At 73.6% G+C, this 26,432-nt stretch carries 24 protein-coding genes; 7 read left to right on the forward strand and 17 right to left on the reverse strand.

What is annotated here, in order from left to right:
• Positions 1–170 precede the first annotated feature (170 nt).
• The gene (locus tag MNZ29_RS13770; protein ID WP_242339054.1) at positions 171–1,307 is read right to left on the reverse strand and encodes a PAS domain-containing sensor histidine kinase; all 1,137 of its coding nucleotides are present in this window, start codon (positions 1,305–1,307) and stop codon (positions 171–173) included.
• Positions 1,308–1,470: 163 nt separating this feature from the next.
• On the opposite strand from MNZ29_RS13770, the gene MNZ29_RS13775 reads away from it, so the two are divergent.
• The gene (locus MNZ29_RS13775) at positions 1,471–2,019 is read left to right on the forward strand and encodes a bifunctional nuclease family protein (RefSeq protein WP_242339057.1); all 549 of its coding nucleotides are present in this window, start codon (positions 1,471–1,473) and stop codon (positions 2,017–2,019) included.
• 54 nt (positions 2,020–2,073) lie between these two features.
• Here the strand turns inward: MNZ29_RS13775 and MNZ29_RS13780 are convergent, their stop codons facing one another.
• The 8 genes from MNZ29_RS13780 to lepA are packed head-to-tail and all read right to left on the reverse strand — an operon-like array spanning position 2,074 to position 10,082.
• On the reverse strand, positions 2,074–2,763 hold the full coding sequence (locus tag MNZ29_RS13780) for a hypothetical protein (protein ID WP_242339059.1): 690 nt from the start codon (positions 2,761–2,763) through the stop codon (positions 2,074–2,076).
• Complete coding sequence (carA, locus tag MNZ29_RS13785; RefSeq protein ID WP_242339062.1) at positions 2,760–3,878, reverse strand: glutamine-hydrolyzing carbamoyl-phosphate synthase small subunit; 1,119 nt, start codon at positions 3,876–3,878, stop codon at positions 2,760–2,762. The genes MNZ29_RS13780 and carA overlap by 4 nt, the downstream gene beginning before the upstream one ends.
• Positions 3,875–5,176, reverse strand: coding sequence for a dihydroorotase (locus tag MNZ29_RS13790; RefSeq protein ID WP_242339064.1), 1,302 nt, complete (start codon positions 5,174–5,176; stop codon positions 3,875–3,877). The genes carA and MNZ29_RS13790 overlap by 4 nt, the downstream gene beginning before the upstream one ends.
• Positions 5,177–5,212: 36 nt before the next feature.
• A complete protein-coding gene (locus tag MNZ29_RS13795; protein ID WP_242339067.1) occupies positions 5,213–6,163 on the reverse strand; it encodes an aspartate carbamoyltransferase catalytic subunit in 951 nt (316 codons plus the stop codon).
• The gene (pyrR, locus tag MNZ29_RS13800) at positions 6,160–6,696 is read right to left on the reverse strand and encodes a bifunctional pyr operon transcriptional regulator/uracil phosphoribosyltransferase PyrR (protein WP_242339069.1); all 537 of its coding nucleotides are present in this window, start codon (positions 6,694–6,696) and stop codon (positions 6,160–6,162) included. The genes MNZ29_RS13795 and pyrR overlap by 4 nt, the downstream gene beginning before the upstream one ends.
• An 11-nt stretch (positions 6,697–6,707) precedes the next feature.
• Positions 6,708–7,226, reverse strand: a complete 519-nt coding sequence (locus tag MNZ29_RS13805) for a hypothetical protein (protein ID WP_242339073.1) — start codon at positions 7,224–7,226, stop codon at positions 6,708–6,710.
• A gap of 20 nt (positions 7,227–7,246) precedes the next feature.
• Complete coding sequence (gene lepB / locus MNZ29_RS13810; RefSeq protein WP_242339076.1) at positions 7,247–8,269, reverse strand: signal peptidase I; 1,023 nt, start codon at positions 8,267–8,269, stop codon at positions 7,247–7,249.
• 7 nt (positions 8,270–8,276) lie between these two features.
• The gene (gene lepA, locus MNZ29_RS13815; protein ID WP_242339079.1) at positions 8,277–10,082 is read right to left on the reverse strand and encodes a translation elongation factor 4; all 1,806 of its coding nucleotides are present in this window, start codon (positions 10,080–10,082) and stop codon (positions 8,277–8,279) included.
• 591 nt (positions 10,083–10,673) lie between these two features.
• On the opposite strand from lepA, the gene MNZ29_RS13820 reads away from it, so the two are divergent.
• Together MNZ29_RS13820 and MNZ29_RS13825 are read left to right on the forward strand one after the other, a co-directional pair.
• Positions 10,674–13,457 carry a vitamin B12-dependent ribonucleotide reductase gene (locus tag MNZ29_RS13820; RefSeq protein WP_242339082.1) on the forward strand — a complete coding sequence of 928 codons (2,784 nt, stop codon included), beginning with the start codon at positions 10,674–10,676 and terminating at the stop codon, positions 13,455–13,457.
• 386 nt (positions 13,458–13,843) lie between these two features.
• Positions 13,844–14,275 (forward strand): hypothetical protein, encoded by a 432-nt coding sequence (locus tag MNZ29_RS13825; RefSeq protein ID WP_242339085.1) that lies wholly within the window; start codon positions 13,844–13,846, stop codon positions 14,273–14,275.
• Positions 14,276–14,314: 39 nt separating this feature from the next.
• Here the strand turns inward: MNZ29_RS13825 and MNZ29_RS13830 are convergent, their stop codons facing one another.
• The 4 genes from MNZ29_RS13830 to MNZ29_RS13845 all read right to left on the reverse strand — a co-directional run bounded on the left by MNZ29_RS13830 (position 14,315) and on the right by MNZ29_RS13845 (position 20,545).
• Positions 14,315–17,743 carry an error-prone DNA polymerase gene (locus MNZ29_RS13830; protein WP_374110808.1) on the reverse strand — a complete coding sequence of 1,143 codons (3,429 nt, stop codon included), beginning with the start codon at positions 17,741–17,743 and terminating at the stop codon, positions 14,315–14,317.
• Between the two features lie 22 nt (positions 17,744–17,765).
• Positions 17,766–19,337, reverse strand: a complete 1,572-nt coding sequence (locus MNZ29_RS13835; RefSeq protein WP_242339090.1) for a DNA polymerase Y family protein — start codon at positions 19,335–19,337, stop codon at positions 17,766–17,768.
• Positions 19,327–20,064: a DNA recombination/repair protein RecA gene (locus tag MNZ29_RS13840; RefSeq protein WP_242339094.1), complete on the reverse strand. Its 738-nt coding sequence runs from the start codon at positions 20,062–20,064 to the stop codon at positions 19,327–19,329. The genes MNZ29_RS13835 and MNZ29_RS13840 overlap by 11 nt, the downstream gene beginning before the upstream one ends.
• Before the next feature lie 316 nt (positions 20,065–20,380).
• A complete protein-coding gene (locus MNZ29_RS13845) occupies positions 20,381–20,545 on the reverse strand; it encodes a hypothetical protein (protein WP_242339098.1) in 165 nt (54 codons plus the stop codon).
• On the opposite strand from MNZ29_RS13845, the gene MNZ29_RS13850 reads away from it, so the two are divergent.
• A complete protein-coding gene (locus tag MNZ29_RS13850; RefSeq protein WP_242339099.1) occupies positions 20,526–20,975 on the forward strand; it encodes a hypothetical protein in 450 nt (149 codons plus the stop codon). The two genes, MNZ29_RS13845 and MNZ29_RS13850, sit on opposite strands and share 20 nt — an antisense overlap.
• A 202-nt stretch (positions 20,976–21,177) precedes the next feature.
• Here MNZ29_RS13850 and MNZ29_RS13855 read toward each other — a convergent pair whose 3' ends face one another.
• The 3 genes from MNZ29_RS13855 to MNZ29_RS13865 form a co-directional block, all read right to left on the reverse strand.
• Positions 21,178–21,573, reverse strand: a complete 396-nt coding sequence (locus MNZ29_RS13855) for a co-chaperone YbbN (protein WP_242339102.1) — start codon at positions 21,571–21,573, stop codon at positions 21,178–21,180.
• 197 nt (positions 21,574–21,770) lie between these two features.
• Positions 21,771–22,322 carry a response regulator transcription factor gene (locus MNZ29_RS13860; RefSeq protein WP_242339104.1) on the reverse strand — a complete coding sequence of 184 codons (552 nt, stop codon included), beginning with the start codon at positions 22,320–22,322 and terminating at the stop codon, positions 21,771–21,773.
• Positions 22,319–23,695, reverse strand: coding sequence for an ATP-binding protein (locus MNZ29_RS13865; RefSeq protein WP_242339106.1), 1,377 nt, complete (start codon positions 23,693–23,695; stop codon positions 22,319–22,321). Before MNZ29_RS13865 ends, MNZ29_RS13860 begins: the two co-directional genes overlap by 4 nt.
• Positions 23,696–23,826: 131 nt before the next feature.
• On the opposite strand from MNZ29_RS13865, the gene MNZ29_RS24975 reads away from it, so the two are divergent.
• On the forward strand, positions 23,827–24,123 hold the full coding sequence (locus tag MNZ29_RS24975; RefSeq protein ID WP_242339108.1) for a DciA family protein: 297 nt from the start codon (positions 23,827–23,829) through the stop codon (positions 24,121–24,123).
• On the forward strand, positions 24,123–25,727 hold the full coding sequence (locus MNZ29_RS13875) for a CAP domain-containing protein (protein WP_242355588.1): 1,605 nt from the start codon (positions 24,123–24,125) through the stop codon (positions 25,725–25,727). The genes MNZ29_RS24975 and MNZ29_RS13875 overlap by 1 nt, the downstream gene beginning before the upstream one ends.
• Before the next feature lie 67 nt (positions 25,728–25,794).
• On the opposite strand, the gene MNZ29_RS13880 is transcribed toward MNZ29_RS13875, so the two are convergent.
• A complete protein-coding gene (locus MNZ29_RS13880; RefSeq protein ID WP_242339112.1) occupies positions 25,795–26,019 on the reverse strand; it encodes a hypothetical protein in 225 nt (74 codons plus the stop codon).
• A 184-nt stretch (positions 26,020–26,203) separates the two neighbouring features.
• Between MNZ29_RS13880 and MNZ29_RS13885 the strand changes: the two genes are divergently transcribed.
• The coding region (locus tag MNZ29_RS13885; RefSeq protein WP_242355590.1) for a hypothetical protein at positions 26,204–26,432 on the forward strand (229 nt) is incomplete at its 3' end.

A 26,432-nucleotide genomic window follows, 5' to 3' on the forward strand; every position in this document is an offset into this window, starting at 1 on the left:
TCCCATTCGCGGGAGGGCCCCGCGCGAAGCGCGGGAGGGGCGAAGCCCCTCCGGCGGGGAACGGTCGCGAACCCGCGAAGCGGGCGCGACCACGGGCCCCGCCGAGCAGGGGTGGGGCCCCGACGACGGCGGTCAGCCGTCGGCGGGGCGGGGACGCAGTCCCCGCAAAATCAATGCAGCGCCGCCCCGTCGACGGTCACTGGCGCGCGCGCCGAGGGCGGCTCGCGCGGCAGGTCCACGACGAACGTCGCCCCCGAGCCGGGCACGCTCTCGACGCGGATCTCCCCGCCGTGCGCCTCGACGATCTGGCGCGCGACGTAGAGACCGAGGCCGAGCCCCCCGAAGTTTGCGATGGGGACGGCGCGCTCGAACCGCTCGAACACGCGCGCGTGGTGCTCGGGCGCGATCCCCATGCCCTGGTCGCTCACGCGCATGCGCGCGTGGGCCCCGCTGGCCTCGACGGTGAGCGTGATGGGCTTCCCCTCCCCGAACTTGGCCGCGTTCACGAGCAGGTGCGTGACCACCTGCTCGAGCCGCGTCCGGTCCCACCGTCCGACGACGGCGCCGAGCTCGAGGCGCAGCGTCGATCCCGATCGCGCCACCTCCTCGCGGAGGTGCTCCGCCACCTCGCGCGCGACGTCGGCGAGATCGAGCGGCTCGTAGCGCAGCTGGAGCCGCCCGAGGCGCATACGCGAGACGTCGAGGATCTCGTTCACGAGGATGGCGATGCGCCGCGTCTGACGCTCGAGCGCCTCGACGCGCGGCTCGAGCATGCGGGGGATGTCGGTCCCCGCGCGCGCGGTGAGCCGGTGGAGGAGCTGGAGCTGGAGCTGGAGCGCCGTGACCGGCGTGCGCAGCTCGTGCGACGCGACGGAGAGGAACTCGTCCCGCTCGCGGACCTCCTCCTGCGCCTTCTCCTGCGCGCGGCTCCACTGCCGCGCCCGCTCCTCGAGCAGCTTGCGCTCGCTGACGTCCCGCACGGCCGCGACGACGCAGCGCCGCCCGTCCACCTCGATGGGCGAGAGGCTGATCTCGGCGGCGAACTCCGCCCCGTCCCGCCGGAGGCCGGACAGGTCGAGGCCCAGCCCCATCGGCCTCCGCCGCGGCGCCGCGTGATACCCGCCGCGGTGGGCGCGGTGCATGGCCCGGAACCTCCCAGGCAGGAGGACCTCGATCGGCTGGCCCGAGAGCTCCGCGCGCGGCCAGCCGAACAGCCGCTCGGCCTCCGCGTTCACGTGCACGATCTCGCCGCCCTCGTCGGCGATGACCATCGCGTCCGGCACGGAGTCGAGCAGCGAGAAGTCCACCGCATTGAGGGTGTTGCCCCGGGCCGCCGGAAAGAAGTCCCGCCCGCCCGCCGTGCGGGCGCCCGCGGGGCCGGACGCCCAGGGGCGCGGTGGCGCGCGAAGAGGAGCGGACCCCACATTCGAGCGAGGCGCGCCGGCGCGCGCCGGGAGGAGCGACCGTCCGATGCCTGCCGCCGGGTCGATCTCGTTGCCCATCGCGATCTCCGCGGCGGCGGCGCTGGCGCTGCTCACCACCGCCGCGCCCAAGCCCGCGTCCGCGCCCGACGGGCGGGTCGAGCTCGAGCTCGCCGCGGCGTTGCCGATGCCGGAGGGACCCGCGGCGCTCGTCGTGCTGCGCGACCGAGCGAGCGGGACGGTGCTCCCGCTGCTCGTCCCGGACGGCGAGGCGCTGGGGGTGGGGGCGCGTCTGGGGCGGGCGCAGGAGAGCCTGCTGGGTCGCGCGCTCGACGCGCTCGGCGCGCGCGTCCGCGCGGTGGAGATCGACGCCGCCGAGGAGACCTCGACCGGCGCGCGGGTCCGGCTCGAGCAGGGGGGGCGCGAGGTGGAGGTCACCGCCCGCCCCTCGGAGTCGCTCGCCCTCGCGCTCGCCTCGCGGGTGCCGATCTTCACGAGCCGGCGGCTGCTCGCCAAGGCCGGGCTCACGCCCGAGGAGCTCCGGGAGTCTCACGCGGCGCTGACCGCGAAGGCGGGCGACGACCCGCTGCGGCTCTGATGGCGCCCGCCGCTTGCGCGGAGCCTCGGCGTGCCGCGGGGCCGGTGACGGCGCTCAGCCGGTCTTCGCCGGCGGGCGCGGCGTCGCCGCGTGCTGCTGCTCCGGCGAGAAGTCGTAGATCGACTCGAGCCGCACGTTCCGGTACCGCTCGAGCTTCATCGCCATCCGCGCCAGGCGCGCGAGGAAGGCGGGCACGTCCGCCGAGTTGCCCTTCCCGGCCGCCTTCTTGAGCCGCTTCACCTCGGCCAGGATGGGCTTGCGCGCCTCGCGCGGGTGGTAGAGGAACGCGCCGGAGAAGAGCAGGGTCCCGTCGTAGGGCAGGAGCCGCGCCTCGAGGAGGTCGCCCTTCTCGAGCCCGGCGGTGGTGCGCCGCTCGGTCACGTCGTAGTCACCACCCGTGAACACGTCGCGCACCCGGACCTTGCCCTCCGAGAGCTTGCGGACCTCGAACAGCCCGTGGAGCGTCTTCGAGAGCTCGTGGTAGGCGTTCGCGTCCTCCGCCGAGAGCGCCGCCCCCTCCGACTCCAGGAACCGCTCGAGCGTCGTGCCCGTGCCGCCGGACGGGCGGAAGTCGTAGAGGTAGAAGTCCAGCATCCCGTTCAGCCGGACCTCGTAGGTGCGGTCCTCGTCGTGCGGCTCGCCGTAGGCCTCGAAGTGCACGCGGCGCGCGGCGAGCAGCTCTTCCTTCCGCTCCTCCGCCGTCGCCCACGCGAGGAGCCGCTCCTGGAGCTCCCCGAGCCTCATCGCGAGCGCTCCATGAGCGCTGCGAAGCGGCCGAAGAGCTGCCGCGCGTCGTGGGGGCCGGGGGAGGCCTCGGGGTGGTACTGCACGCTGAACGCCGGCGCGTCGAGGATCTCGATGCCCTCGACCGTGCCGTCGTTGAGGTTCAGGTGCGTGACCCGGGCGCGCTTGCCGAGCGTCTTGTCGTCGACCGCGAACCCGTGGTTCTGGACCGTGATGTCCACCTTGCCGGTGGCGAGATCCTTCACGGGCTGGTTCGCGCCGCGGTGGCCGAACTTGAGCTTGTAGGTCTTCGCGCCGACGGAGAGGGCCAGGATCTGGTGGCCGAGGCAGATCCCGAAGATCGGCGTCTTCCCGAGCAGCCCCGCGACGGTCTCCTGCGCGCCCACGACCGCGGCGGGATCGCCGGGCCCGTTCGTGAGGAACACGCCGTCCGGCTTCAGCGCGAGCGCCTCCGCGGCGGTCGTGCGCGCCGGCACGACGGTGACGCGGCAGCCCTGCTCGGCGAGGAGCCGCAGCATCGCGCGCTTCAGGCCCCAGTCGTACGCGACCACGTGGAAGCGCGGCTCCGCCTGCGGCCGCTCCGAGTCCGACCACGCGTCGGCGCCGGTCTCGCTCCAGGAGTAGGGGCGATCGGTCGAGATGCGCGTCGCGAGGTCCTGCCCTTCCATCCCGGGCAGCGCCCGGGCGCGCTCGACCAGCGCCTTCGCGCTCCCGTCCGTCGCGATGACGCCCATCTGCGCGCCGGCGGTGCGCAGGTGCCGCGTGAGCCGGCGGGTGTCGATCCCCGCGATCCCGACGATGCCGTACCGGGCCAGGTAGGCCTCGAGGCTCCGCTCCGCGCGGAAGCTCGAGGGCTCCTCGGCGTAGTTCTTCACGATGAACCCGGTCGCGTGCGGGTGGACCGACTCGTCGTCGGGCCCGTTGACGCCGTAGTTCCCCTGCTCCGGGTACGTCATGCAGATCATCTGCCCGACGTACGAAGGGTCGGTCAGGATCTCCTGGTACCCGGTCATCGACGTGTTGAAGACGACCTCGCCGGTCGCCTCCCCGGCCGCGCCGAACGAGCGACCTTCGAACGTCGTGCCGTCCGCTAGCGCGAGGATGGCCCGCTTCATCTTTCCGTCCTGCCCTCCTCGTGGACGATCCGGCCGCCCACGATCGTCATCACACAACGCCCGGTGAGGCGGCTTCCCTTCCACGGGGTGTTCCGGCTCTTCGAGTACATCCGCGCGGGGTCGACCGTCCACTCCGCTACGGGGTCGAGGACCGCGACGTCCGCCGGCGCCCCGCCGGCGAGCGCCCCGCCCGCGAGGCCGAACGCGCGCGCGGGGCCGATGGTCAGCGCCTCCACGAGGCGCCGCTCCGGCAGCGCGCCCGCCCGGACGAGGGACAGGCAGACGGGGAAGGCCGTCTCGAGCCCGGTGATCCCGTTCAAGGCCGCGTCGAACTCGACGTCCTTCTCCACCGCCGAGTGCGGCGCGTGGTCGGTGGCGATGGCGTCGATCGTCCCGTCCGCGAGGCCCTCCCGGCACGCCCGCACGTCCTCGGCCGAGCGGAGCGGCGGGTTCATCTTGTAGTCGGTCGAGTAGCCGGACGCAGCGACGTCCTCGTCCGTGAGGGCGAGGTGGTGCGGCGTCACCTCCGCGGTCACGGCGAGCCCGCGCGCCTTGGCGGCGCGGACGGCGCGAACCGCGCCCTGGCTCGACACGTGCGCGATGTGCAACCGGCCGCCGGTCAGCTCCGCCAGGGCGATGTCCCGCAGGACCATCACGTCCTCCGCGGCGCCCGGGATGCCCTTCAGCCCGAGCCGGGTGGAGGCGGCCCCCTCGTGCATCACGCCCTTGCCCACGAGCTGCAGATCCTCCTCGTGGACCGTGAGCGGCAACCCGAAGGCCTTGGCGTACTCGAGCGCGCGGCGCATGAGCGCCGAGGAGAGGACCGGGCGGCCGTCGTCGGAGAGCGCGACGCAGCCGGCCGCGAGGAGCTCCCCGAACTCGGCGAGCTCCTCGCCGTTCGAGCCCTTCGAGATGGCGCCGACGGGATAGACGCGGGCGAGCCCCGCCGCGGCGGCGCGGGCGAGCACGAGCTCCGTCACCGACGCGTTGTCGTTCACGGGCTTCGTGTTCGGCATCGCGCAGACGGCGGTGAAGCCGCCCGCGACGGCGGCGCGCGCCCCGGTCGCGACGGTCTCCTTGTACTCCTGCCCCGGCTCGCGCAGGTGCACGTGCAGGTCGATGAAGCCCGGGGTGACCCACTTGCCGCGGGCGTCGAACACCCGGGCGTCGCGCGGACGCTCCAGGCGCTCCGCGACCTCCGCGATCTTCCCGTCGCGGACGACCACGGTGCGGACGCCGTCCGTGCCGCTCGCCGGGTCGATGACCCGACCACCCTCGATGAAGAGCACCTCAGCCATGTCGTCCCCGCTCACGCGCCGGTCCGGCCGCGCGCGTCACGCCTTCGCCTCGCCCGACTCGGCGGGGTTGCCGCCGGCGAGCAGGTACAGGATCGCCATCCGCACCGCCACCCCGTTCTGCACCTGATCGAGGATGACGCTCTGCGGCCCGTCCGCGACCTCGGGCGACAGCTCGACGCCGCGGTTGATCGGGCCGGGGTGGAGGATCACGCACTCCGGACGCAGCCACTCGGCCGCCTTCTTCGCGTTGAGCCCCCAGAGCTTCGAGTACTCGCGCGTGCCCGGGATGAGCGGGTCGCCGATGCGCTCGTGCTGGATGCGGAGCATCACCACCGCGTCCGCCCCCTCGATCGCCTCGCGGAGCCCGTAGTGCACCGTCGCGCCGAGGGCCTCGACGCCGGCGGGGATCATGGTGGGCGGCCCGCAGAGCCGCACCCGCGCGCCGAGCTTCGTCATGGCGTGGATGTCGGAGCGCGCGACCCGCGAGTGGCTGATGTCGCCCACGATGGCGACGGTCTTCCCCTCCAGCGTCCCGAGCTTCTCCCGCAGCGTGAAGCAGTCGAGGAGCCCCTGGCTCGGGTGCTCGTGCGCGCCGTCCCCCGCGGAGACGACCGCGCAGCCCACGTGCTCGGCGACGAGCTGGGGCGCGCCGCCCGCCGAGTGGCGGATGACGAGCACGTCCGGGCGCATCGCCTCGAGGTTCCGGGCGGTGTCGATGAGCGTCTCGCCCTTCGTCACGGAGGAGGACGAGGAGGTCCAGTTGAGCGCGTCGGCGGACAGGACCTTCGCGGCGATCTCGAAGGAGCTGCGCGTGCGGGTCGAGGCCTCGAAGAAGAGGTTCACGACCGACTTGCCCCGCAGGCTCGGCACCTTCTTGATGGGCCGCTGCAGGACCTCCTTCATGGAGACGGCGAGGTCGAGGACCTCGAGGATCTCCGCGCGCGAGTAGTCGGCGAGCGCGATGCAATGCTTGTGGCGACCGATCACGTCCCCCTCCTCTTCACGACGACGGCGTCCTCGGGGGCGCCGCCTTCGGTGAGCCGGACCTCGACGACGTCCTCGTCCGCGACCTGGAGGCGGACGCCGACGAAGTCGGCGGCGATGGGCAGCTCGCGCCCGCCGCGGTCGACGAGCACCGCGAGCCACACCCGGCGCGGGCGGCCGAAGTCCACGAGCTCGTCCAGCGCGGCGCGGACGGTCCGCCCGGTGTAGAGCACGTCGTCCACGAGCACGATGAGCTTGCCGGCGACCGGGAACCGGATGTCGGTCGGTCCGATGATGGGGGCCGCCCCTCGCTCCGAGAGGTCGTCGCGGTAGAGCGCGATGTCGAGCGTCCCGAGCGGCGGCTCCGCGCGGAGGCTCCGGGCGAGCTCGGCGCGAATCCGCTCCGCGAGGTGGACGCCCCCGCGGCGGATCCCGACGATGGCCACGTCGCGCGGCGCCGCGCCGGCGGCCCTCGCGCGCTCGGCGATCTCCTCGGCGAGCCGCTTCACGGCGCGCTGAAGCTCCTGTGCGTTCATCTCCACCTCCATCAGCGCTCCGGTCCCCAGTTCGGCCGGGAGAGGTCGCCGTCGACGTCGACCGTGAACACCCGCGTCCCCGTCCGATCGAGGAACGGGTACGTGACGGACCGCTCGTACTGGAAGGCGACGTGCAGCGTGGGCGGCGCCGCGTTCGCGTCGCGCTCCCAGGTCACGTCGGCGGGATCGACCACCACCGCCGGGACTCGGGCCGGGCCGCCGTAGGCGTCCACCCCGTCCACCTTCGCGAGCGTCTCGAGCTTGTGGACCATGTTCCGCACCAGCTCGGCGTCCCGCGGGTTCCGCACCGCCTGGTTGATGTACTCGTGGACGACCTGCTTCACCTCGTAGTGGACCACGTAGACCGGTCCCCACACCCAGAGCCAGTAGGCGCCGCCGCCGAGGCCGGCGAGGAGGACCAGGGTCACCCAGGAGACGGCGCCGCGCTCGGCGCGGCGGGGGCCCGAACGCGCGTCCCGAGGACGCGGCGCGCCGTGGGCGCGCGCGGGGTCGACGGGAGGGACGTGCATCGAGGTGGATCTTCTACCAGCTACTCGATGCGTTTGAAAAGGCGATCGAGCCGGGGCCCGCGGCCGTCGCCCCGGAGCCCTCCCCCGTCCCCCCAGCTCCAGAACACGACCGTCGCCCGCCCGGCGATGTGATCGAACGGCACCTGCCAGCCGCCCTCGCCCCGGCTGTCGGCCGAGCGATCTCGGTTGTCCCCCAGCACGAACACGTGGCCGGGCCGGACGATCTCGAACGGCCCTTCCCGCGCGGCGAGGCGCGCGCGCCGGCACTGGAGCACGTCGTAGGTCGCGACGCCCGCGGCCGCGCCCGTCTGCCAGCTCGCCTCCGCACCGGCGGCGTCCGCGGCGTCCGGCCGCGCCAGCTCGCCGCGCGCGAGCGCCTCGCGGTAGCGGCGGCAGGTGTCCGAGAAGAGCGCCCCGGTGGCGTCGCTCCGCTCCTCGTAGGGGAGCTCTCCATCGGGGGAGCGCGGCTGCGGCACGCCGTTCACGTAGAGGACCTGCTCCCGGAGCTCGATCACGTCGCCCGGAACGCCCGCCACGCGCTTCACGTAGTCCTTCGCCGGCTCGCGGGGGTTCTCGAACACGATGACGTCCCCGCGCCTGGGCACGCCGAGCTCCAGGAGTCGCAGGTGCGTGAAGGGGACCCGGATCGCGTAGGCGAGCTTCGAGACGAAGATGTGGTCCCCGACGAGGAGCGTCGGGACCATCGAGCCCGAGGGGATCCTGAAGGCCTCGACCACGAAGCCGCGCAGGAAGAGCGCGACGACCACCGCCACGAGCATCGACTCGGCGTACTCCCGCCAGAGCGGCCGCGCGCGCCGGGCGAGGTGCACCTCCCACAGCGCGTCGAGCGCGCGCAGGGCGGCCGAGAGCCGCGCGGGCTCGCCCTCCGCCGCGGCCGCGTCCACCTCGTCGGCGGCGGCGAGGATCTCCGCGCGGGCCGCCCCGAGCCTTCGGGCGTCGCGGGCCGCGAGCCGGCGGGCGTCGCGCGCGAAGCGGCGCGCGTCCTTGCGAGCCCGGGCGAGCCGGCGGGCGTCGCGATCCACGCCGGCGCTACTCCTCGACCTTCAGCACGGCGAGGAAGGCCTCCTGCGGGATCTCCACCGAGCCGACCTGCTTCATGCGCTTCTTGCCCTCCTTCTGGCGCTCGAGGAGCTTGCGCTTGCGGCTGATGTCGCCACCGTAGCACTTCGCGATGACGTCCTTGCGGAAGGCCTTCACCGTCTCGCGGGCGATGATCTTCGCCCCGATCGCCGCCTGGATGGCGACCTCGTACATCTGCTTCGGGATGACCTCGCGGAGCCGCTGGCAGAGCTCGCGGCCGCGGTGGTAGGCGCGCTCCCGGTGGACGATGACGCTGAGGGCGTCGACCGGCTCGCCGTTGATGAGGATGTCGAGCTTCACGAGGTCGGCCTCCTCGTAGCCCTTCAGCTCGTAGTCGAGGCTCGCGTACCCGCGCGACACGCTCTTCAGCTTGTCGAAGAAGTCGAAGACCACCTCGGCGAGCGGGATGTCGTAGGTGATCTGGACGCGCTTCGTGCCGACGTACTTGAGGTCGCGCTGCACCCCGCGCCGGTCCTGGCAGAGCTGCAGGATCGCGCCCACGTCGTCGGTGCGGGCGTGGATGTGGCAGGTGAGGTGCGGCTCCTCGAGCTTCGCGATCCGCTGGACCGGCGGGAGCTTCGCGGGGTTGTCGATCTCCAGCACCTCGCCCAGCGTGTCGGTCACGCGGTAGACGACCGAGGGCGCGGTGGTGATGAGGGCGAGGTTGTACTCGCGCTCGAGCCGCTCCTGGACGATCTCCATGTGCAGGAGCCCCAGGTAGCCGCAGCGGAAGCCGAACCCGAGCGCGGTCGAGGTCTCGGGCTCGAAGGTGAAGGCGGAGTCGTTGAGGCGCAGCTTCTCGAGCGCGTCGCGGAGCTGCTCGTAGTCCTTCGCCTCGATGGGGAAGACGCCGGAGAAGACCATCGGCTTCACGACCTTGAAGCCGGGGAACGGGTCCTCGGTGGGCCGGTCCGCCTCGGTGACGGTGTCGCCGACCTTGGCGTCCTGGACGTCCTTCACGTTGGCGACGACGATCCCCACCTCGCCCGCCGTGAGCTGCTGCACCGGCATCGCGAACGGCGCGAAGATGCCGAGCTCCTGGATCTCGAACCGCTTCTTGTTCGAGACGAGCTGGATCTTCTGCTTCGGCGCGAGCGTCCCCTCGAACACGCGGACCAGCATGACGACGCCGCGGTACGAGTCGTACCAGGAGTCGAAGATGATCGCCTTGAGCGGCGCCTCGGGATCGCCCTTCGGCGGCGGCACCTTGCGGACGATCTCCTCGAGGATCTCCCCGATGCCGATGCCCTCCTTGGCCGAGGCCGGCACCGCCTCCGAGGCGTCGAGGCCGATGACCTCCTCGATCTCGGCGCGCACGCCGGGGACGTCCGCGCTCGGCAGGTCGACCTTGTTGATGACCGGGATGATCTCGAGGTCGTGGTCGAGCGCCTGGTAGACGTTCGCGAGCGTCTGCGCCTCGACGCCCTGGGTGGCGTCGACGACGAGGATCGCGCCCTCGCACGCGGCGAGCGAGCGCGACACCTCGTAGGCGAAGTCCACGTGACCGGGGGTGTCGATGAGGTTCAGCTCGTAGTCCTTCCCGTCGCGGGCGCGGTAGCGCATGCGGACGGTCTGGGCCTTGATGGTGATCCCGCGCTCGCGCTCGAGCTCCATGTTGTCGAGGAACTGCGCCTGCGCGTGCCGCTCACTCACGGTCCCGGTGTGCTCGAGGAGGCGATCCGCGAGCGTGGACTTGCCGTGATCGATGTGGGCGATGATCGAGAAGTTGCGGATGTGCGCGTTCGACTGGGGCATGGAACGCGGGGCTTGTAACACGCGCGTTCCCCAGGGGCCACGCCGCCCTCCACGACCTGCCTCGCTCCGGCGGCCGCTTCGAGCGGCCGAGCCCCGCGGCAACGCGGCACGCTCGGATGGCAGGCCGACGTGATATCGGTCCGCCGCGCTCGGCATCACGCGCCTCGCGGAGGCGAGCCGAGGAGCCCTGGCGCGCGCGACCCGCGCCGCGTCCCGATGAACCCGGTCGCTTGCACCCCACCCTGGCTCACCCTTAAGAGGAGCCCCTGCAATACCCGTGGGTTGTGTTGATATACGTGTATGGCACCATATATTGTAGTCACGCGTTGACATCAGGCGGTCGGCTGGTAGAGTTAGCGGTCGGGAGTACGGCGGCGTCGCAAGGGCGAAGGGCGGAAATGCGGCGCTACGCGAGGGGAAATCCAAGACATCGCTGCCTCTGACAGAGGCGGCTGGTAGACCTTCGGCACACCACTGAGGGATGCCGCAGGCACGTTCGATCGGCCGGCCGCACGCGTGAACGCGTGTGCGCCGTAGGGGCAGGCGTTTGCCCGCGCTCACCGGGAGCGCGCGGGGCGGAGGACGAGGGACATGATGGAGCGCGAAGTCACGGGGCAGAGGCCGAGGGGCACGCGGTCGGCGAAGAAGAGCGCGCGGAAGGGGCTCGCGATCCCGCGCACCTTCACGACGAAGGGAGTGGATCCGGCGGAGGAGCTGGTCTGGGAGACGCGCACGGCCCAGATCAACGGCGAGGGCGGCGCCATCATCTTCGAGCAGCGGGACGTCGAGGTCCCGAAGAGCTGGTCGATGCTGGCGACGAACGTCGTCGCGTCGAAGTACTTCCGGGGTTCCATCGGCTCCCCTGCCCGGGAGCGGTCCGTGAGGCAGCTCGTCGGCCGGGTCGTCTCGACGATCGCCGCCTGGGGCCGCAAGGACGGCTACTTCGCCACGGAGGAGGACGCGGCCGCGTTCGAGGCCGAGCTCGCCCACCTCGTGTACCGGCAGAAGATGAGCTTCAACTCGCCGGTCTGGTTCAACGTCGGCGTGGAGGAGCACCCGCAGTGCTCCGCCTGCTTCATCAACTCCGTCGGCGACTCGATGGACTCCATCCTCCGGCTCGCCCACACCGAGGGGATGCTCTTCAAGTACGGCTCCGGCGCCGGCTCGAACCTGTCGAAGATCCGCTCCTCGAAGGAGCTCCTCTCGGGCGGCGGCGAGGCCTCCGGACCGGTCTCGTTCATGCGCGGCTTCGACGCCTTCGCCGGCGTCATCAAGTCGGGCGGCAAGACGCGGCGCGCCGCGAAGATGGTGATCCTCGACGCCGATCACCCGGACATCGGCGAGTTCATCGCCTGCAAGTCGGACGAGGAGAAGAAGGCCTGGGCCCTCATCGACGCCGGCTACGACGGCGGCTTCAACGTGAAGGGCGGCGCCTACGACTCGGTGTTCTTCCAGAACGCGAACCACTCGATCCGCGTCACCGACGCGTTCATGCGCGCCGTCCACGAGGACCGGCCCTGGGAGCTCACGGCCCGCACGGACGGCAAGGCCCTCGAGACCGTCCGCGCGCGGGACCTCATGAAGCAGGTGACCGAGGCGGCCTGGCTCTGCGGTGATCCGGGCATGCAGTTCGACACCACCATCAACGCCTGGCACACGTGCCCGGGCACGGACCGCATCAACGCGTCGAACCCGTGCTCCGAGTACATGTTCCTCGACGACTCGGCCTGCAACCTCGCGTCGCTGAACCTCATGCACTTCCGCGGGATCGACGGCGCGTTCGACGTCGAGTCCTTCAAGCGCGCGGTGGACCTCACCATCCTCGCGCAGGAGATCCTGGTCTCCAACGCGAAGTACCCGACCGAGCGGATCGGGCAGAACAGCGAGGCCTACCGGCCCCTCGGGCTCGGGTACGCGAACCTCGGCGCGCTGCTCATGGCGAGCGGCCTGCCGTACGACTCCGACGGCGGCCGCGCCTGCGCGGCGGCGATCACCGCGCTCATGACGGGCGAGGCGTACGCGATGAGCGCCCGCATCGCGGAGCGCATGGGGCCGTTCGCCGGGTACGAGAAGAACCGCGAGCCGTTCCTCGGGGTCGTCCGCAAGCACTCGAACCACGTGGACCGCATCGACCCGACCTTCGTCGAGCGCCCGCTGCTCGACGCGGCGCGGGACGCCTGGAGCGACGCGCTCCGGATCGGGACCCAGAGCGGCTACCGGAACGCGCAGGTCACCGTCCTCGCGCCTACCGGCACCATCGGGTTCATGATGGACTGCGACACCACGGGCATCGAGCCGGACATCGCGCTCGTGAAGTACAAGAAGCTCGTCGGCGGCGGCGTGCTCAAGATCGTCAACAACACCGTCCCGCTCGCGCTCCAGCGGCTCGGGTACTCGGCCGAGTCCATCGCCTCGGTCCTCCAGTTCATCGACGAGGTCGAGACGATCGAGGGCGCGCCCGAGCTCCGCGACGTGCACCTGCCGGTGTTCGACTGCGCGTTCAAGCCGCAGAACGGCACCCGCTCGATCCACTACATGGGCCACATCCGCATGATGGGCGCGGTCCAGCCGTTCCTCTCGGGGGCCATCTCGAAGACCGTCAACATGCCCACGAACGCGACGCCGGAGGACATCGAGACGGCGTACGTCGAGGCCTGGAAGCTCGGGCTCAAGGCCATCGCGGTCTACCGCGACGGCTGCAAGCGGAGCCAGCCGCTCAACACCGGCAAGGCCAAGGAGGAGAAGCGCGAGCCCACGGGCGAGCGGCTCGCGCGGCGGCGCCTCCCCGACGAGCGCCGCTCGATCACGCACAAGTTCTCGATCGGCGGGCACGAGGGGTACATGACCGTCGGCATGTACGACGACGGCGCGCCGGGCGAGGTCTTCATCACGATGGCGAAGGAGGGGTCGGTGGTCTCCGGCCTCATGGACTCCTTCGCGACCTCCATCTCCATGGCCCTCCAGTACGGCGTCCCGCTGCGGGTGCTCTGTGACAAGTTCAGCCACATGCGGTTCGAGCCGTCGGGCTTCACCGGCAACCCGGACATCCCGATCGCGAAGTCGATCTCCGACTACCTGTTCCGCTGGCTCGCGCTGAAGTTCCTCCCGAGCGAGGAGACCGCCTCCACCGAGACCGCCGCGAACGCGCTGCCGCCGGGCGCCGCTCCGGCCGCGCCCTCCGCTCGCGCGGCGCAGCAGACCGTCGACGCGAAGCCGCTCCCGGCGGCGACGCAGGCAAACGGCACGAACGGCATCCAGACCGCGTACAAGCGCGAGAGCGACGCACCGCCCTGCCCGACCTGCGGCTCGATCACGGTCCGGAACGGCGCCTGCTACAAGTGCGTGAACTGCGGGTCCACCACCGGCTGCAGCTAGCCTCCGCCCGACCTCCGCCGCGGATCGCGGCGGCCTGACATCACGCGCGCCGGGGCGGACCTTCCGCTCCGGCGCGCGCCGTTCTCGGCCCGCCCACGTCGGGGTTTCCGGTGCGGGCAGAGGTCGCGTTCTTGCTCGGGGTTCCTCGGGGTCGGGGTCGGGGTCGGGGTCGGGGTCGGGGTCGGGGTCGGGGTCGGGGTCGGGGTCGGGGTCGGATCGAGGTCGAGGTCGCGGGTCGCGGGTCGAGGTCGAGGGTCGAGCAACGGACCGCCGAGCGTCCCCTCCACCAGCCAGCGCCGGGTCCCTCCTCCCCTGCCCCGGTTTCACCCTCCGCGATGCGTTGCCTGGACGATCGGGACGCCGAACGTTCGTGGCGGAGGTCCCCCATGACCGCGCGTGCCGCCACCGCCCTCCTGCTCCTCCTCGCGGGGGGCTGCGGCTTCTCGCGGGGCGCGGTGCTCGCGCGCCGGGTCGAGCCCGGGCCGCCGCTGGAGGATCCCGGGTCGGAGGCGTACAGGCTGTGGCACGACGGCGCCGGCTGGCATCTGCGGGCGCGGTCCGACCTGCCCCGGCGATTCCACGGCGAGATCGCGGGCGCCGGCCGGGTGACCCCGCAAGGCGTGGCGCCGGACGCGGTGAGCGCGGGCGGCGGCCGCGTCCGCTTCTCGTTCCTGGCGGGAGACGAGGCCGGGTTCGACTTCGGGGGAGGCTGCGTGAACGTGGCGCTCTACATCGACGAAGATCCGCGTCCGCTCCGCGTGTTCATCGGCGCGTTCGGCGCCGCCCCGGGACGGGTGCCGTACCGGGTCTGCCCGTAGGGCTCCGGGCTGCGGCGCGCGGGGCAGGAGCCGGCGCGATCAGCGAAACTCGCGCGCGCGGTTCCCCACCTGCGGGGCGAGCGCGAGCGGCGCGACCGAGCTCACGCGCACGTTCACGACCTCCCCGCTCCGCTCCACCCGGCCGCGCGCGACGAGGAACGGCGCGCCGCGCACCACCGGCCGGAAGCGTTCGTAGACGTCGGGCATCACGACGAGGTTCGCGATCCCCGTCTCGTCCTCGAGGCTCAAGAACACGATCCCCGCGGCGGTCTGGGGTCGCTGCCGGACGATGACGAGCCCGGCGACCTCCACCGGGGCACGGTCCGGGAGGCGAGCGAGCTCGCGCGCGGTGCGCACGGTCGCGCTCGGGAGCGCGGCGCGGAGGACCGCCATCGGGTGGCCGCGCACCGAGACGCCGGTGGTCGTGAAGTCGGCGGAGACCTCCTCCTCGGCGCTCGCCTGCGGCAGCGCCGTGTCCGGCTCCGCCGGGGTCACGCCCGCGAACAGGTCGCCCCCGTCCGCCTCCATCGCGAGGCTCCGCCACACCGCGCTGCGCCGATCCGGCGCGAGCGGTCCCAGGACGTCCGCCTCCGCGAGCCGCACGAGCCAGGCGCGCGAGACGCCCGCGCGGCGCACGAGGTCTCCGAGGTCCGCGAACGGCCGCGCGCGCCGGGCCGCGACGATCGCGTCGCCCACGTCGCGCGGCAGCCCGCGCACGAGGTGGAGCCCGAGCCGGAGCGCAGGCGTGTCGCCGGGAGCCGCAGGCGCGCACCTCGCGCCCTCGAGCGCGCTCTCCCAGCCGCTGGCGCAGACGTCGATCCCCCGCACCTCGACCCCGTGCCGCTTCGCGTCCTCGATGAGCGTGTGCGGCGCGTAGAAGCCCATCGGCTGGCTGTTCAGGAGGGCGCAGGCGAAGGCGGCGGGGTGGTAGCGGCGGATCCAGGCGGACGCGTAGACGAGCAGCGCGAACGACGCGGAGTGCGACTCCGGGAAGCCGTACCCGGCGAACCCGAGCAGCTGGTGGAAGATGAGCTCCGCGTCCGCCGCGGAGATGCCGCGCTGCTCCATGCCCGCGAGGAGGCGTGCCCGCATCGCGGCGAGCTTCTCGTGCGAGCGCCGGTGCGTCATGAGGCGGCGCAGCTCGTCGGCCTCGCCGGGCGTGAACCCCGCCGCGACCACGGCGAGGCGCATGATCTGCTCCTGGAAGAGCGGCACGCCGAGGGTCTTCGCGAGGACGGGCTCGAGCGGCGGGTACGGATAGCGGACCTGCTCCTTGCCGTCGCGCCGGCGCAGGTACGGGTGGATCATCCCGCCCTGGATCGGGCCGGGGCGCACGATCCCGACCGAGATGACGAGGTCGTAGAAGTTCCGGGGCTTGAGCCGCGGGGCGAGCGACATCTGCGCGCGGGACTCGATCTGGAACACGCCGATCGAGTCCGCCTTGCAGAGCATGTCGTAGACGGCCGGGTCCTCGGAGGGGATGGTCGCGAGCGAGTCCGGGTGTGGCCACTGGCCTGCCGCGGCGCCCGCCTCGCGACGGTCAGGGGGACCGAGCGCCGGCGCCGGCCGATGGGCGGCGAGGAGCGCGAGCGCGCGAGAGAGCGCGGTGAGCATGCCGAGCCCGAGGAGATCGACCTTCAGCAGATCGAGATCGGCGAGATCGTCCTTGTCCCACTGGACGATGGTCCGCCCGGGCATGGCGGCGGGCTCGATGGGCACCGTCTCGCAGAGCGGCCGGCGCGTGATCACGAACCCGCCGACGTGGATCGAGAGGTGGCGCGGGAACCCTTGCAGCTCGCGCGCAAGGTCGAGCGTCATCCGCACCCGCTCCGAGGCCTCGACGTCGAGCCCCGCCTGCGCGAGGAGCTCCGGCCCGACCTGCGAGAGGTCCTCGTACATCCCGACGAGCTTCGCGAGCCGATCGACCTGCGCGAGCGACAGGCCGAGCGCCTTGCCCACGTCCCGGAGCGCGGACTTGCCCCGGTAGGAGATGACCTCGCAGACCATGCCGGCGCGATCGCGCCCGTACCGCTCGTAGACGTACTGGATCACCTCCTCGCGCCGCTCGTGCTCGAAGTCGACGTCGATGTCCGGCGGCTCCCCGCGCTCCGCCGAGATGAACCGCTCGAACAGGAGCCCCATGCGGACGGGGTCGATCGCGGTGATGCCGAGCACGAAGCAGACCGCGGAGTTCGCAGCGCTGCCGCGCCCCTGGCACAGGATCCCGCGCGATCTCGCGAAGCGAACGATGTCCCAGACCGTGAGGAAGTAGCTCGCGTACCCGAGCTGCTCGACGAGCTCGAGCTCCCTCGCGAGCTGCCGGGCGACCTCCTCCGGAGGCGCCCCGCCGTAGCGCCAGCGCGCCCCTTCGCGCACGAGCTCGCGGAGGAGCGCCATGCCGGTGACGGGTTCGACTGAGTCGTCCGAGGTCGAGGTCGAGGTCGAGGTCGAGGTCGAGGTCGGGGTCGGGGTCGGGGTCGGGGTCGAGGTCGTTCGCAACGAGCGGTTCGGCACCGGCGCGACGGCGCGCTCGTCCTGGGGCGGGCTCGACATGGCGACCGCCGCGCCGCCGGCGAGGGCGGTGCGATCGACGACGACGGGCGGCAGCGGGTGCTCGCCCCGGATCTCCTCCATCCGGAACCGGCACGTCTCCGCGATCTCCCCCGCGGCCTCGAGCCCCTCGGGGAAGTCGCTCCACAGCCGCGCCATCTCCTCGGGGCCCTTCAACGTCCGCTCCGCGTTCGGGAAGAGGCGGCGGCCCGCGCGATCGACGGTGGTCCCGTGGCGGACGCAGGTGAGCACGTCCTGCAACACCTGCCGGCGCCGGTCGTGCGTGTGGACGTCGTTCGTGACCGCGACGCGGATCCCGAGCCGCCGGCCGATGGCGCGCGCCGCGAGCACGCGCGCCTCCTCGCCCGCCACCCGGTGGCGCGCGACCGCGAGCGCGAGGCGCGCGCCGAAGATCTCCTTCAGCCGCGCGGCCGCGTCGCCGTCGGCGCCGGGATAGAGCGCGAAGAGCCCCCGCGCGCGCCCCGCCACCGCGTCGAGCGCGAGGACGACCTCCTCGCGCGGGCGCCGCGGCGCCGCCCGCGCCGGATCCTCCGCCCCGTGGGCGCGCGTCGCCAGCCGGCACAGGCCCGCGTACCCCTCACGGTCCTGAGCGAGCAGCACGAGCCGCGCCGGGCGGCCCGGCGTGAGCCCCGTCACGACGAGCTCCGCGCCGACGACGAGCGGGAACCCGCGCCGCTTGGCCTCGGTGTGCGCACGGACGATCCCGTACAGCCCGCTCACGTCGGTGAGCGCGAGCGCCGAGAGCCCGAGCTCCGCGGCGCGAGCGACGAGCTCCTCGGGATGGCTCGCGCCCTCGAGGAAGGAGAAGCAGGAGTGGCAGCGGAGCTCCGCATACGGCGGCCCCGCAGGCCGCGGCTCCCGCCGCGCTCCGGGAGCGCCGACCTCGCCCGTGTCGATCCTGCGTCGCTCGTGGTTCACGTCAGTCGAAGTATCCGTGCAGGTAGAGCCGCCCGTCGGCGGCGTCGCGGTACACCCAGCAGTCCCCCAGGCCGTCGAGCCGGACGCGGTAGTAGTCGCGATCGAACGGCGCGGGCACCCACCACTCCCCCCGCAGCCGCTCCGGCCCCTCCATCGCGAGCACCGCGCGCGCGCGTCCCTCCACCCGGAGCGCCGTCACGCGTCCCCCCTCGCCTTCCGCCTGGATCGGCGTGGGGGGATCCACGAGCCGCGTCGGCCGTGGCTCGGCCGCGGACGGCGCGAGCGCGCCGGCGCCAGGCGAGCCGCCGAGGCTCCGCAGGGCGGAGGCGCGCGCGACGGCGGGGCGGAACGGAACGGCGCGGTACGCGGCCTCGGGGCGGTACCGCTCGACCGGCTCGGCCGCGAAGATCGCGCCCTCGCCGAGCCGGACCCCGAGCCGCGCGAGGACGGTCTCGAGCGCGGCGAGCGCCTCGGGGCGATCGTCGATCGCGAGCTGCTCCACCGCGATCGGCGCGACCTCGATCGCGGCGAGCTCGACGGCGGTCACCGCCCCGGGGAGCCGCAGCGAGAACACGTGCTCCTTCGCCGGCACGAGCCAGCGCGCGGCGGAGGCGGTCGGCTGCGCGAGCGGTACGATGACCCGCTCCTCGCCGCGCGGATCGAGCTTCAGGACCACCTTGAGCCGCGTCGCACCGAGGCCGCGCCCGGCGAGGCGCGCGGCGACCCGGTCGGCGAGCCGCTTCAGCGCGAAGAGGAGCGGCTCGGCGCTCTCCGCGGGCGCCTCGAGCTCGAGCGCCTCGACCGGCAGCGTCTCCGGCAAGTAGGGAGAGAGCGGGGTGTCGTCCTCTCCGCGGGCGAGGCGGGCCGCCGCAACGCCGTCCGGCCCGAACCGGTGCGCGAGGGTGCCCGCCGGGAGCCGCGCGAGCGCGCCCGCGTCGGCGATCCCGAGCCCGCGGAGCCGCGCCGTCACCGCCGGCGTTAGCCCGAGCGCCTCGAGCGGGAGCGCGGCGATCGCCCCCGCGGTCGCCCCGGGCGCGACGTGGAGGAGCTCCCCGGTGCGGGCGGAGAACGCGCCGTGCCGCACGAGCGCACGCGCCGCCGCGCGACCGTCCGCGACCGCCGCGCGCGCCGCGTACCCCATCTCCGCCGCCGCGGCGATCGCGCGCTCCGCGAGGACCCGCTCTCCGGCGTCTGGCGAGGCGTTCCGCCCCGCGCCTCCGGCGAGGAGCCCGGCGGCGCTCGCGTCGAGGAGCACCACGTCCGGCGCGCACGGCTCGACCGCGGGCGCGAGCAGGAGCACCGCCTCGGCGACCGCGCGCAGCGCAGCGCGATCGGCCGCGGGATCGAGCGGGACCGTGCGCAGCCGGCCGCACGCGGCGAGCGCCTCCGACAGCGTGGCTCCCGGGCGGACGCCGTCGGCGGCCGCCGCGCCATCGCAGTGCACGATCCGACCCTCGGAGACGACCGCCAGCGGCCCGTCGCAGCCGTCGGCGCGCTGGCGCCGCGCCCGCTGGAGCGGCAGCTCGGGGAGGCACAGCGCGATGACGCGCAGCCCGCTCGCCTCACGCCGCATCGCCATCCTCCGGGTCCGCCACCCGAGGGCGCCACGATCCGCGCACCCCGGCGGCGCGCGAGAGGAGCGACGCGCCGCCCGCCCACGCTGCCTCGTCCGCCGCGTGCCGCTGGCGCCCCACGATCCGTCCGTCCTCGGCGGTCAGCTCGAGCCGCACGGCCACCGGCACGCGGAGCGCCGTCCCGCCGACCGCAGCGAGCCACAGCCCCACCGCCCCGCCTTTCTCGGCGGCCGCCTGGAGGCGGCGCGCGGCCGCGTCCGCCCCGCGCACCGCGCGCGCGACGGGCACGTCGACCGCCACGGCCGCGAACGCGCCCGAGGCGAGGAGCGCCTCCGCGGCCCACAGCGCGACGAGCGCGGGGTCGCGCGCCGGCCCCTCGGCGGACGTGCGCGGCGGGGGCCGCACGACGAGCAGGCGCGCGAGGTCGACCCCGAGCGCCGCGGCCGCCGGCGGATACAGCTCGCCTCGGCCATCGACGTAGGCGGCGAGGTCTCCCGGTCCCAGCGCCGCGAAGAGCGCCAGCGCGATCGCGGTCTTCCCGCTCGCCCGCCCGCCCGCCAGCTCCGTGAGCGCTCCGCGGCGAAAGCCGCCCTCGGGCAGGAGCGCGTCGATCTCGGGGCGACCGCACGCGAGCGCACCCGCCCGCCGAGCGGGGCGCCGCTCGATACGACGGATCTCGTCGCGGAGCCGCTCTACCAGCTGATGACGCTCCGCACCCGCCGACATGCCGCCGCTGCCTCCGCCCAGGAACATAACTGCTCACGCGTTCAGGTCGCAAGGCGTAGCAACTCGCTCTGACACGCGGGGACGTGATGCTCACCCTATGCGCACACCAGAGAGCCACGGCAGTTCGGCCGGGCTCCGTCATTCGGAGCAGGGAGGGTATTGGAATGAAGCGTCTTGGATGGGGAACCGTGGCCGGTATCGGCGTCGCAGGCCTTCTCGTCGCGGGCATCCCCGCGCACGCGCAGTCGGGCTCGACGGCCGGCTCCACGACCAGCGGCCAGTCGAGCGACGACAGGATGGGCGGCTCGACGTCGTCTCAGAGCGGCACCACGTCGTCCCAGAGTGGCTCGTCACAGAGCGGCTCGTCACAGAGCGGCTCGACCATGGGCACGGGCACGGGGTCCAGCAGCACGGCGACCGACATGGGCACCGGCTCCAGCGCCTCTGCCAGCGACACGTCCATGAGCAAGAACGAGCTCACGGGCAAGGTCGAGAAGTTCGACCGTGACACGAAGGAGCTCACGCTCGCGAACAGCGACAAGAAGCTGAAGGTGAGCGACAGCACGCGCGTGATGAAGGACGGGCAGCGCGCCTCCCTCAGCGACATCAAGGAAGGCGACCAGGTCCGCGCCAGCTTCTCCGGCTCGGGCGACACGCTGCAGGTGAACCGCATCGACGTGATGACCGCCGGGTCGATGGGCACCGGCACCGGCATGGGCACGGGTACTGGCACGGGCACGACGACGACCACGCCGCCCTCGGACACCAGCACGGGCACGGGCACCGGCACGGGCACGACGACCACGCCGCCCTCGGACACGGGAACGGGCACGACGCGGCCTCCGTCGGACTCGGGCACGACGGGCTCCGGCTCGAGCGGCACCACTCCGCCCCCGAGCAAGGGCTACTAGCTAATCCCGGCAGGATGAACGAAGGGCGGGCGGCCGCAGGGGCGCCCGCCCTTTTGCTGTGTCGCACCTGCGCGCGCGAAGCGAGCCGCCGGGGCGACGCCGCGGAAGCGGCGAAGCCGCTCGCGGCGGCGCACGGGACCCGGCGAGCGGGGGCGGGGCCCCGACGAGCTTCGCTCGGCGGGGCGGGGGGCGCAGCCCCCCGTTAGATGGACGCGCGCTTCGCGGCGCCGTCGCGCTCCTGCGCGGCGATCTCGGCGCGGACCTTCTCCATGTCGAGCGTCCGGACCTGGCGGATGAGATCCTCGAGGGCGGCCTCCGGCAGCGCGCCCGGCTGGGAGAACAGGAGCACCTTGTCCCGCAGGATCATGAGCGTGGGGATGGAGCGGATGTCGAACGCACCGGCCAGCTCCTGCTCGACCTCGGTGTTCACCTTGCCGAAGGTGATGTCCGGGTGCTTCCCCGCGACCTTCTCGTACGTCGGTCCGAACACCCGGCACGGCCCGCACCAGGGCGCCCACCAGTCGATGAGGACGATGCCGTCCTTCTCGACCGTCTCCTTGAAGTTCTTGCCGGTGATCTCGACCGTCGTGTTCCCCATCTCCAATCCCTTTCAGCGCCCCCCGCCGTCCATCGGCCCTCGGCGCCACACGAAAGATTGGACCCGCCGGTCTGCGAAAGGATTCAGGGCGTCCACGGGCGGCGCGGCGCCCAGGGACGCCCCTCCAGGGCCGGCGGAGCGGCGAGCGACGTGCCGGCGGTACCCCGTCCAGCACGCCGCCCGTGCGAGCGCTCGGATCAGCGCGAGGGCGGATACTTGTGCAGCTTCCGCTGCAGCGAGCGCCGGTGGATCCCGAGCCGCCGTGCGGCCTCGGAGATGTTGCCGCCGCAGTCGGTGAGCACGCGCTGGATGTGCTCCCACTCGGCGCGCGCGAGCGAGGGCGTCTCGACGCCGGACTGCTTCGCGGTGTTCGTGCCGTTCAGCGCGGCAAGGATCTCGTCGGCGTCGGCCGGCTTCGGGAGATACCCGACGGCTCCCTCGCGGACCGCCTCCACCGCCGTGGAGATGCTGCCGTAGCCGGTGAGCATGAGCACGCGGGTCGCGGGATCGTGCCGGCGCAGCTCCTTCAGCAGATCGAGCCCGCCTCCGCCCGGCATGCGCAGGTCGAGGACGGCCATCTCCGGCGACTCCTTCGCCGCCTCGCGCAGCGCCTCGTCGGCGCTCCCGGCGGTGCGGACCTCGTAGCCGCGGGCGCGGATGGCCGTCGCCAGGCGTTCGCGCAGGACCTCGTCGTCGTCCACGAGCAGGATGCTCGGCAGCGTCTCGTGCGTCGTCCCTTCGATGTTCATGTGCCGCTCCTCTCGGCGGCCTCCGCCGCCGGCAGATCGATGCAGGCCTCGGTCCCGACTCCGGGGCGCGAGGTGATTTGAAAGCTTCCCCCCAGCTGCTCGACGAGGGCCCGGGTGAGGAACAGCCCGAGCCCCATGCCCTCCCCCGGACTCTTGGTGGTGAAGAACGGCTCGCCGACGCGCCGGAGCACGTCGGTCGTCATGCCGCGCCCGCGGTCCACCACCCGCGCGCGAACCCAGCCCTCCGTCGCCGCGAGCCGCAGCGTCACGCGCTCGTCCGGAGGCGAGGCCTGGATACCGTTCTTGAGCAGGCCCCGGAGCGCGTCGCCGAGCGCGCGCGGCGGCCCGACGAGGCACGCGTCGAGCGAGCCCTCCTCGGGCGCGAGCTCGACGCGCTCTCGCGCCGGAAGCCCGTCGAGCGCGGTCTCCACCCAGACGCGCACGCTCATCGGCGCGAGCGGCTCTCCGGCGTGCTCGCCCGCGTTGGCGGACATGCGATCGAGGATGTCGCGGCAGCGCCCCACCTGCTCGCGGACGAGCTGGAGGTCGCCGCGCACCTCGGCGGGCACGTCCTCGGGCAGCGAGCGCTGCAGCTCCTTCGCCACGACCGCGATCGTGGAGAGCGGCGTGGAGAGCTCGTGCGCCGCGCCCGCGGCGAGCGTCGCGAGCGAGGCCAGCTTCTCGCGCCGATCCACGAGCGCCCGCGCCTGCTGCAGCTCCCGCTCGCGCGCGGCGAGCGCACGCGAGACGCGCTGGACGAAGAACACGATGAACACCGACGCGATCGCGAACGCGACCCACATGCCGCGCAGGTGCGAGTCCATCATCTGCGCCGGGTCCATGTGCGTGCGGATGTGGTGCGCCGGCGAGGTCGCCTCTTCGTGAAAATAGAGCGACGCGAACCCCGCGAGGCTCGCCACCATCAGCGTCCAGGACCAGCGCGGCGGCAGGAGGACCGCCCCGAGCGCGACGTTCACGAGGTAGAGCGTCGAGAACGGGTTCGAGGCGCCGCCGGTGAGATCCAGGAGGACGGTGAGCACCGCGGCGTCGAGGAACATGACGGCCGCGACGCTCGCGCTCGTGGCGTTCGGGCTGGCGTGCTGCGCCCACGCGCGGAGCGCGAGGTTGCCGCCGACCTCGAGCACGAGCATCGCGACGAGCGGCACGAGGGGGACGCCGATGTGCGTCCACGACGAGGCGCCGACCACGATCACGACCTGGCCGAGGATCGCCCACCAGTGGAGCTGGACGATCCAGGAGAGGTTCAGCCGCGCGCGCCCGACGCGCGTCTCGCCGTGCGGCGTCGCGTGCTGTAGGACGGGGGGGGTCGCGGGTGCTTCCACGGTCGCCATCTGGGACTGCGGCACGCGCATCAGCCGATACCTCCAGGCGAAACTACCACACCCGAACGCGTGCGGCGCCGGCCGCGACCCGTTGCCGCAGACGTGCGCCACGGCGCGGCTGCTTGACGCATGTCGCGCGCTGACCGTAGGTTGCCACCCCCGTGAGAGGCCGCCGCCGAACCGTCGCTGCCGTGCTCGCCGATGCGTTCGCGCACTGGCCCGCCGCGGAAGGGGCAGCGCTCATCACCGCCTTCGCCGATGCCTGCGGACCGCGCCTCGCGCGCGAGGTCTCGATGCGAGGCCTGCTGCGCGACGGCCGCCTCCTCGTGCTCGTTCGCTCGGAGGAGTGGGCGGCTCAGCTCGTCGCCCTCGAGAGGCCGCTGTGCGAGCGCGTGAACGCTCGCCTCGGTCGCGCCGTCGCGCGCGGGCTCGAGGTGCGCGTGGCCCCGGAGCCCTGATGCGCACGGGAGCGCCGACGCGCGCCCGGACGCTCGCCGCGCTCGCGTGCTCGGTCGCGGCTCTCCTCCAGGGGTGCGCCTCGCCGCGTTCTCCTGGCGCCTCCGCTCCCGCCCCACGTTCGTCCGAAGCTGCGCCGCCGCGCACGGCGGCGCCCGCGCAGGGGAGCTACGGCCCCGAGCCGGAGACGGCGCTCGCCCCCGTCGAGCAGCGGCTCCTCGAGGTCGCGCGCGCGCGCCTGGGCGGCGCGCAGTCCTCCGGGGCGCTCTCGCTCGCGGCGCGAGAGCTCGCGGCCCGAGCCGCGGCGGGCGATCCGGAGGCGCGCTCCGGGCCGGCCTCGCGCGCGGCGCTCGCGCGCGCTCTCTCCTTCGACCCGTCACCTTCCGTGTACGCGCTGCGCGCCCGCCCCGAGGACGCCGCCGACGCGCTGGCGCGCCTCCTGCCCGGCTCGACGGCGAGCCACGTCGGGGCCGGGGCCGTCGAGCGCGACGGCGTGCTCCACGCGTTCGTGCTCGCGGCCCAGCGCAAGGTCGGGCTCGAGCCGTTCCGGCGCGAGGTGTCCGCGGGCACCTCGGCGGTGCTCTCCGGCAGGCTCGCGCGCGGCCTGCGCGCCGCCCGCGTGTTCGTCACGCTCCCGGCGGGCGACGTGCGCGAGGTGGACACCGAGGCGCGCGGGAGCGGCTTTCGAGCGCGGCTCTCCTTCCCTGAGCGCGGGCGGTACACGGTGGAGGTCGTCGGCGAGGGCCCGCGCGGGCCCGAGGTCGCCGCGATCCTGACCGTCGCGGCGGGCGGCGCCACGGTCGAGGCGCCGGAAGGCCCCGCGCGCGCGGCCGCCGATCCCGGGGACCCTGCCGCCGCGGAGGCGGCGATCGTCCGCGCGATCAACGCGACGCGCCGCCGTCGCGGCCTGCCGCCGGTCGCGGCCTCGGCGGAGCTCGCCGCGGTGGCTCGCCGGCACAGCGCCGCGATGCGCGACGCGGCGACGGTGGCGCACGTCCTCCCGGGCTCGGGCGAGGTCGGCGATCGGCTCCGGCACGCCGGGGTGGCGTACCGCTTCGCGTACGAGAACGTCGCCCAGGCGCCGCGCGCGCTCCTGGCGCACGCCAAGATCGAGGAGAGCCCGGCGCACCTCGCGAACCTCCTCGCGCCGGCGACGCTCGTGGGCGTGGGCCTCGCGCACGGCACGCTCCGCTCCGGCGCGCCCGCCGTCTACGTCACCGAAATCCTCGTGCAGCCGCCCGACGACGGCGGGGAGAGCGCGCTCCTCCCCGACGCGCGCGTCCGCGAGGCGCTCTGGCGCGAGCGCGCCCGGCTCGGGCGCCCGCCGCTCCTCGGGGATCCCGCGCTCGACGCCCTGGCGCGCGAGGCCGCCGAGACGATGCGGCGCGCGGACTCGCCCGAGGCAGGCGACCTCGGCGCGCGGGCGCTCGCCGGCCGGGCCCTCTCGGCGGTGGACGTGTTCGTGGCGAGCGCCCCGGCGGAGACGATCCGCTCGCGCAACCTGCCCGACCCGCGCTTCCATCGCGTGGGGGTCGGCGTGGCGACGGGGGACAGCCGGCGCTACGGCGCGCGGCGGCTCTGGATCGCGGTGATCTACACGGACTGAAGCGCTCGATGCGGCGCCCGTCGCGCGCGCCCGGGTCGGCCGGGGCTGCCGTGTGCGTCCGGCGGGGCTAGACGAGCCTCCGCTGGGTGGCGTAGCTCTCGAGTCCCCCCTCGACCTCGGGCTGCAGGGCGTGGAGGGGGCAGCGGGTGCAGGTCCAGCTGTTCCAGCCCTGCTTCACGGCCTCGTCGAGACAGGCGTCGTAGTAGTTGCAGAAGAGGTTGCGGTGACCCTCGACACCACGGTCGGGGTTGATCGGAGCGGTGAGCTCGGTGGGGCAAGGCTTGTCGAGCACGATGGACTCCTCTGGATGGCCGGGCCATCCCTCCAAGCCGCGCGAAGGCGCAGCTCTCCCCCGTCCGATCGTCCCGGTCCCCCCTCGAGAACCGGCGTACGACCCGGCGCCGGTGCAAGCGCCGTGGCTCGCGCGAGCCCCTCATCGACAGGGGCCGGGCGCGCGCGCTATATGGCGCCGCTCGATGCAGCGAGTCAAGCCCCACCGGACGCCGAGTGAACCCATTCCTGAGCGCGATCAGGAAAGATTTGCACGCGCCGGGGCTTACGTCCGCGTGGGTCTTGCGTTGCTTGCTTTACTTTGGGTTGGGTCGGCCCGGGCCGCCGCGCGGGAGCCGCTGTGCGACTGGCTCTCCGGCATCTCGGAGGCCGCGCAGGCGCAGGCGGACGGCGATGGAGCGGCCGCCGAGATCG

The organism is Anaeromyxobacter sp. SG64 (assembly GCF_022690745.1).
GTDB lineage: Bacteria > Myxococcota > Myxococcia > Myxococcales > Anaeromyxobacteraceae > Anaeromyxobacter > Anaeromyxobacter soli.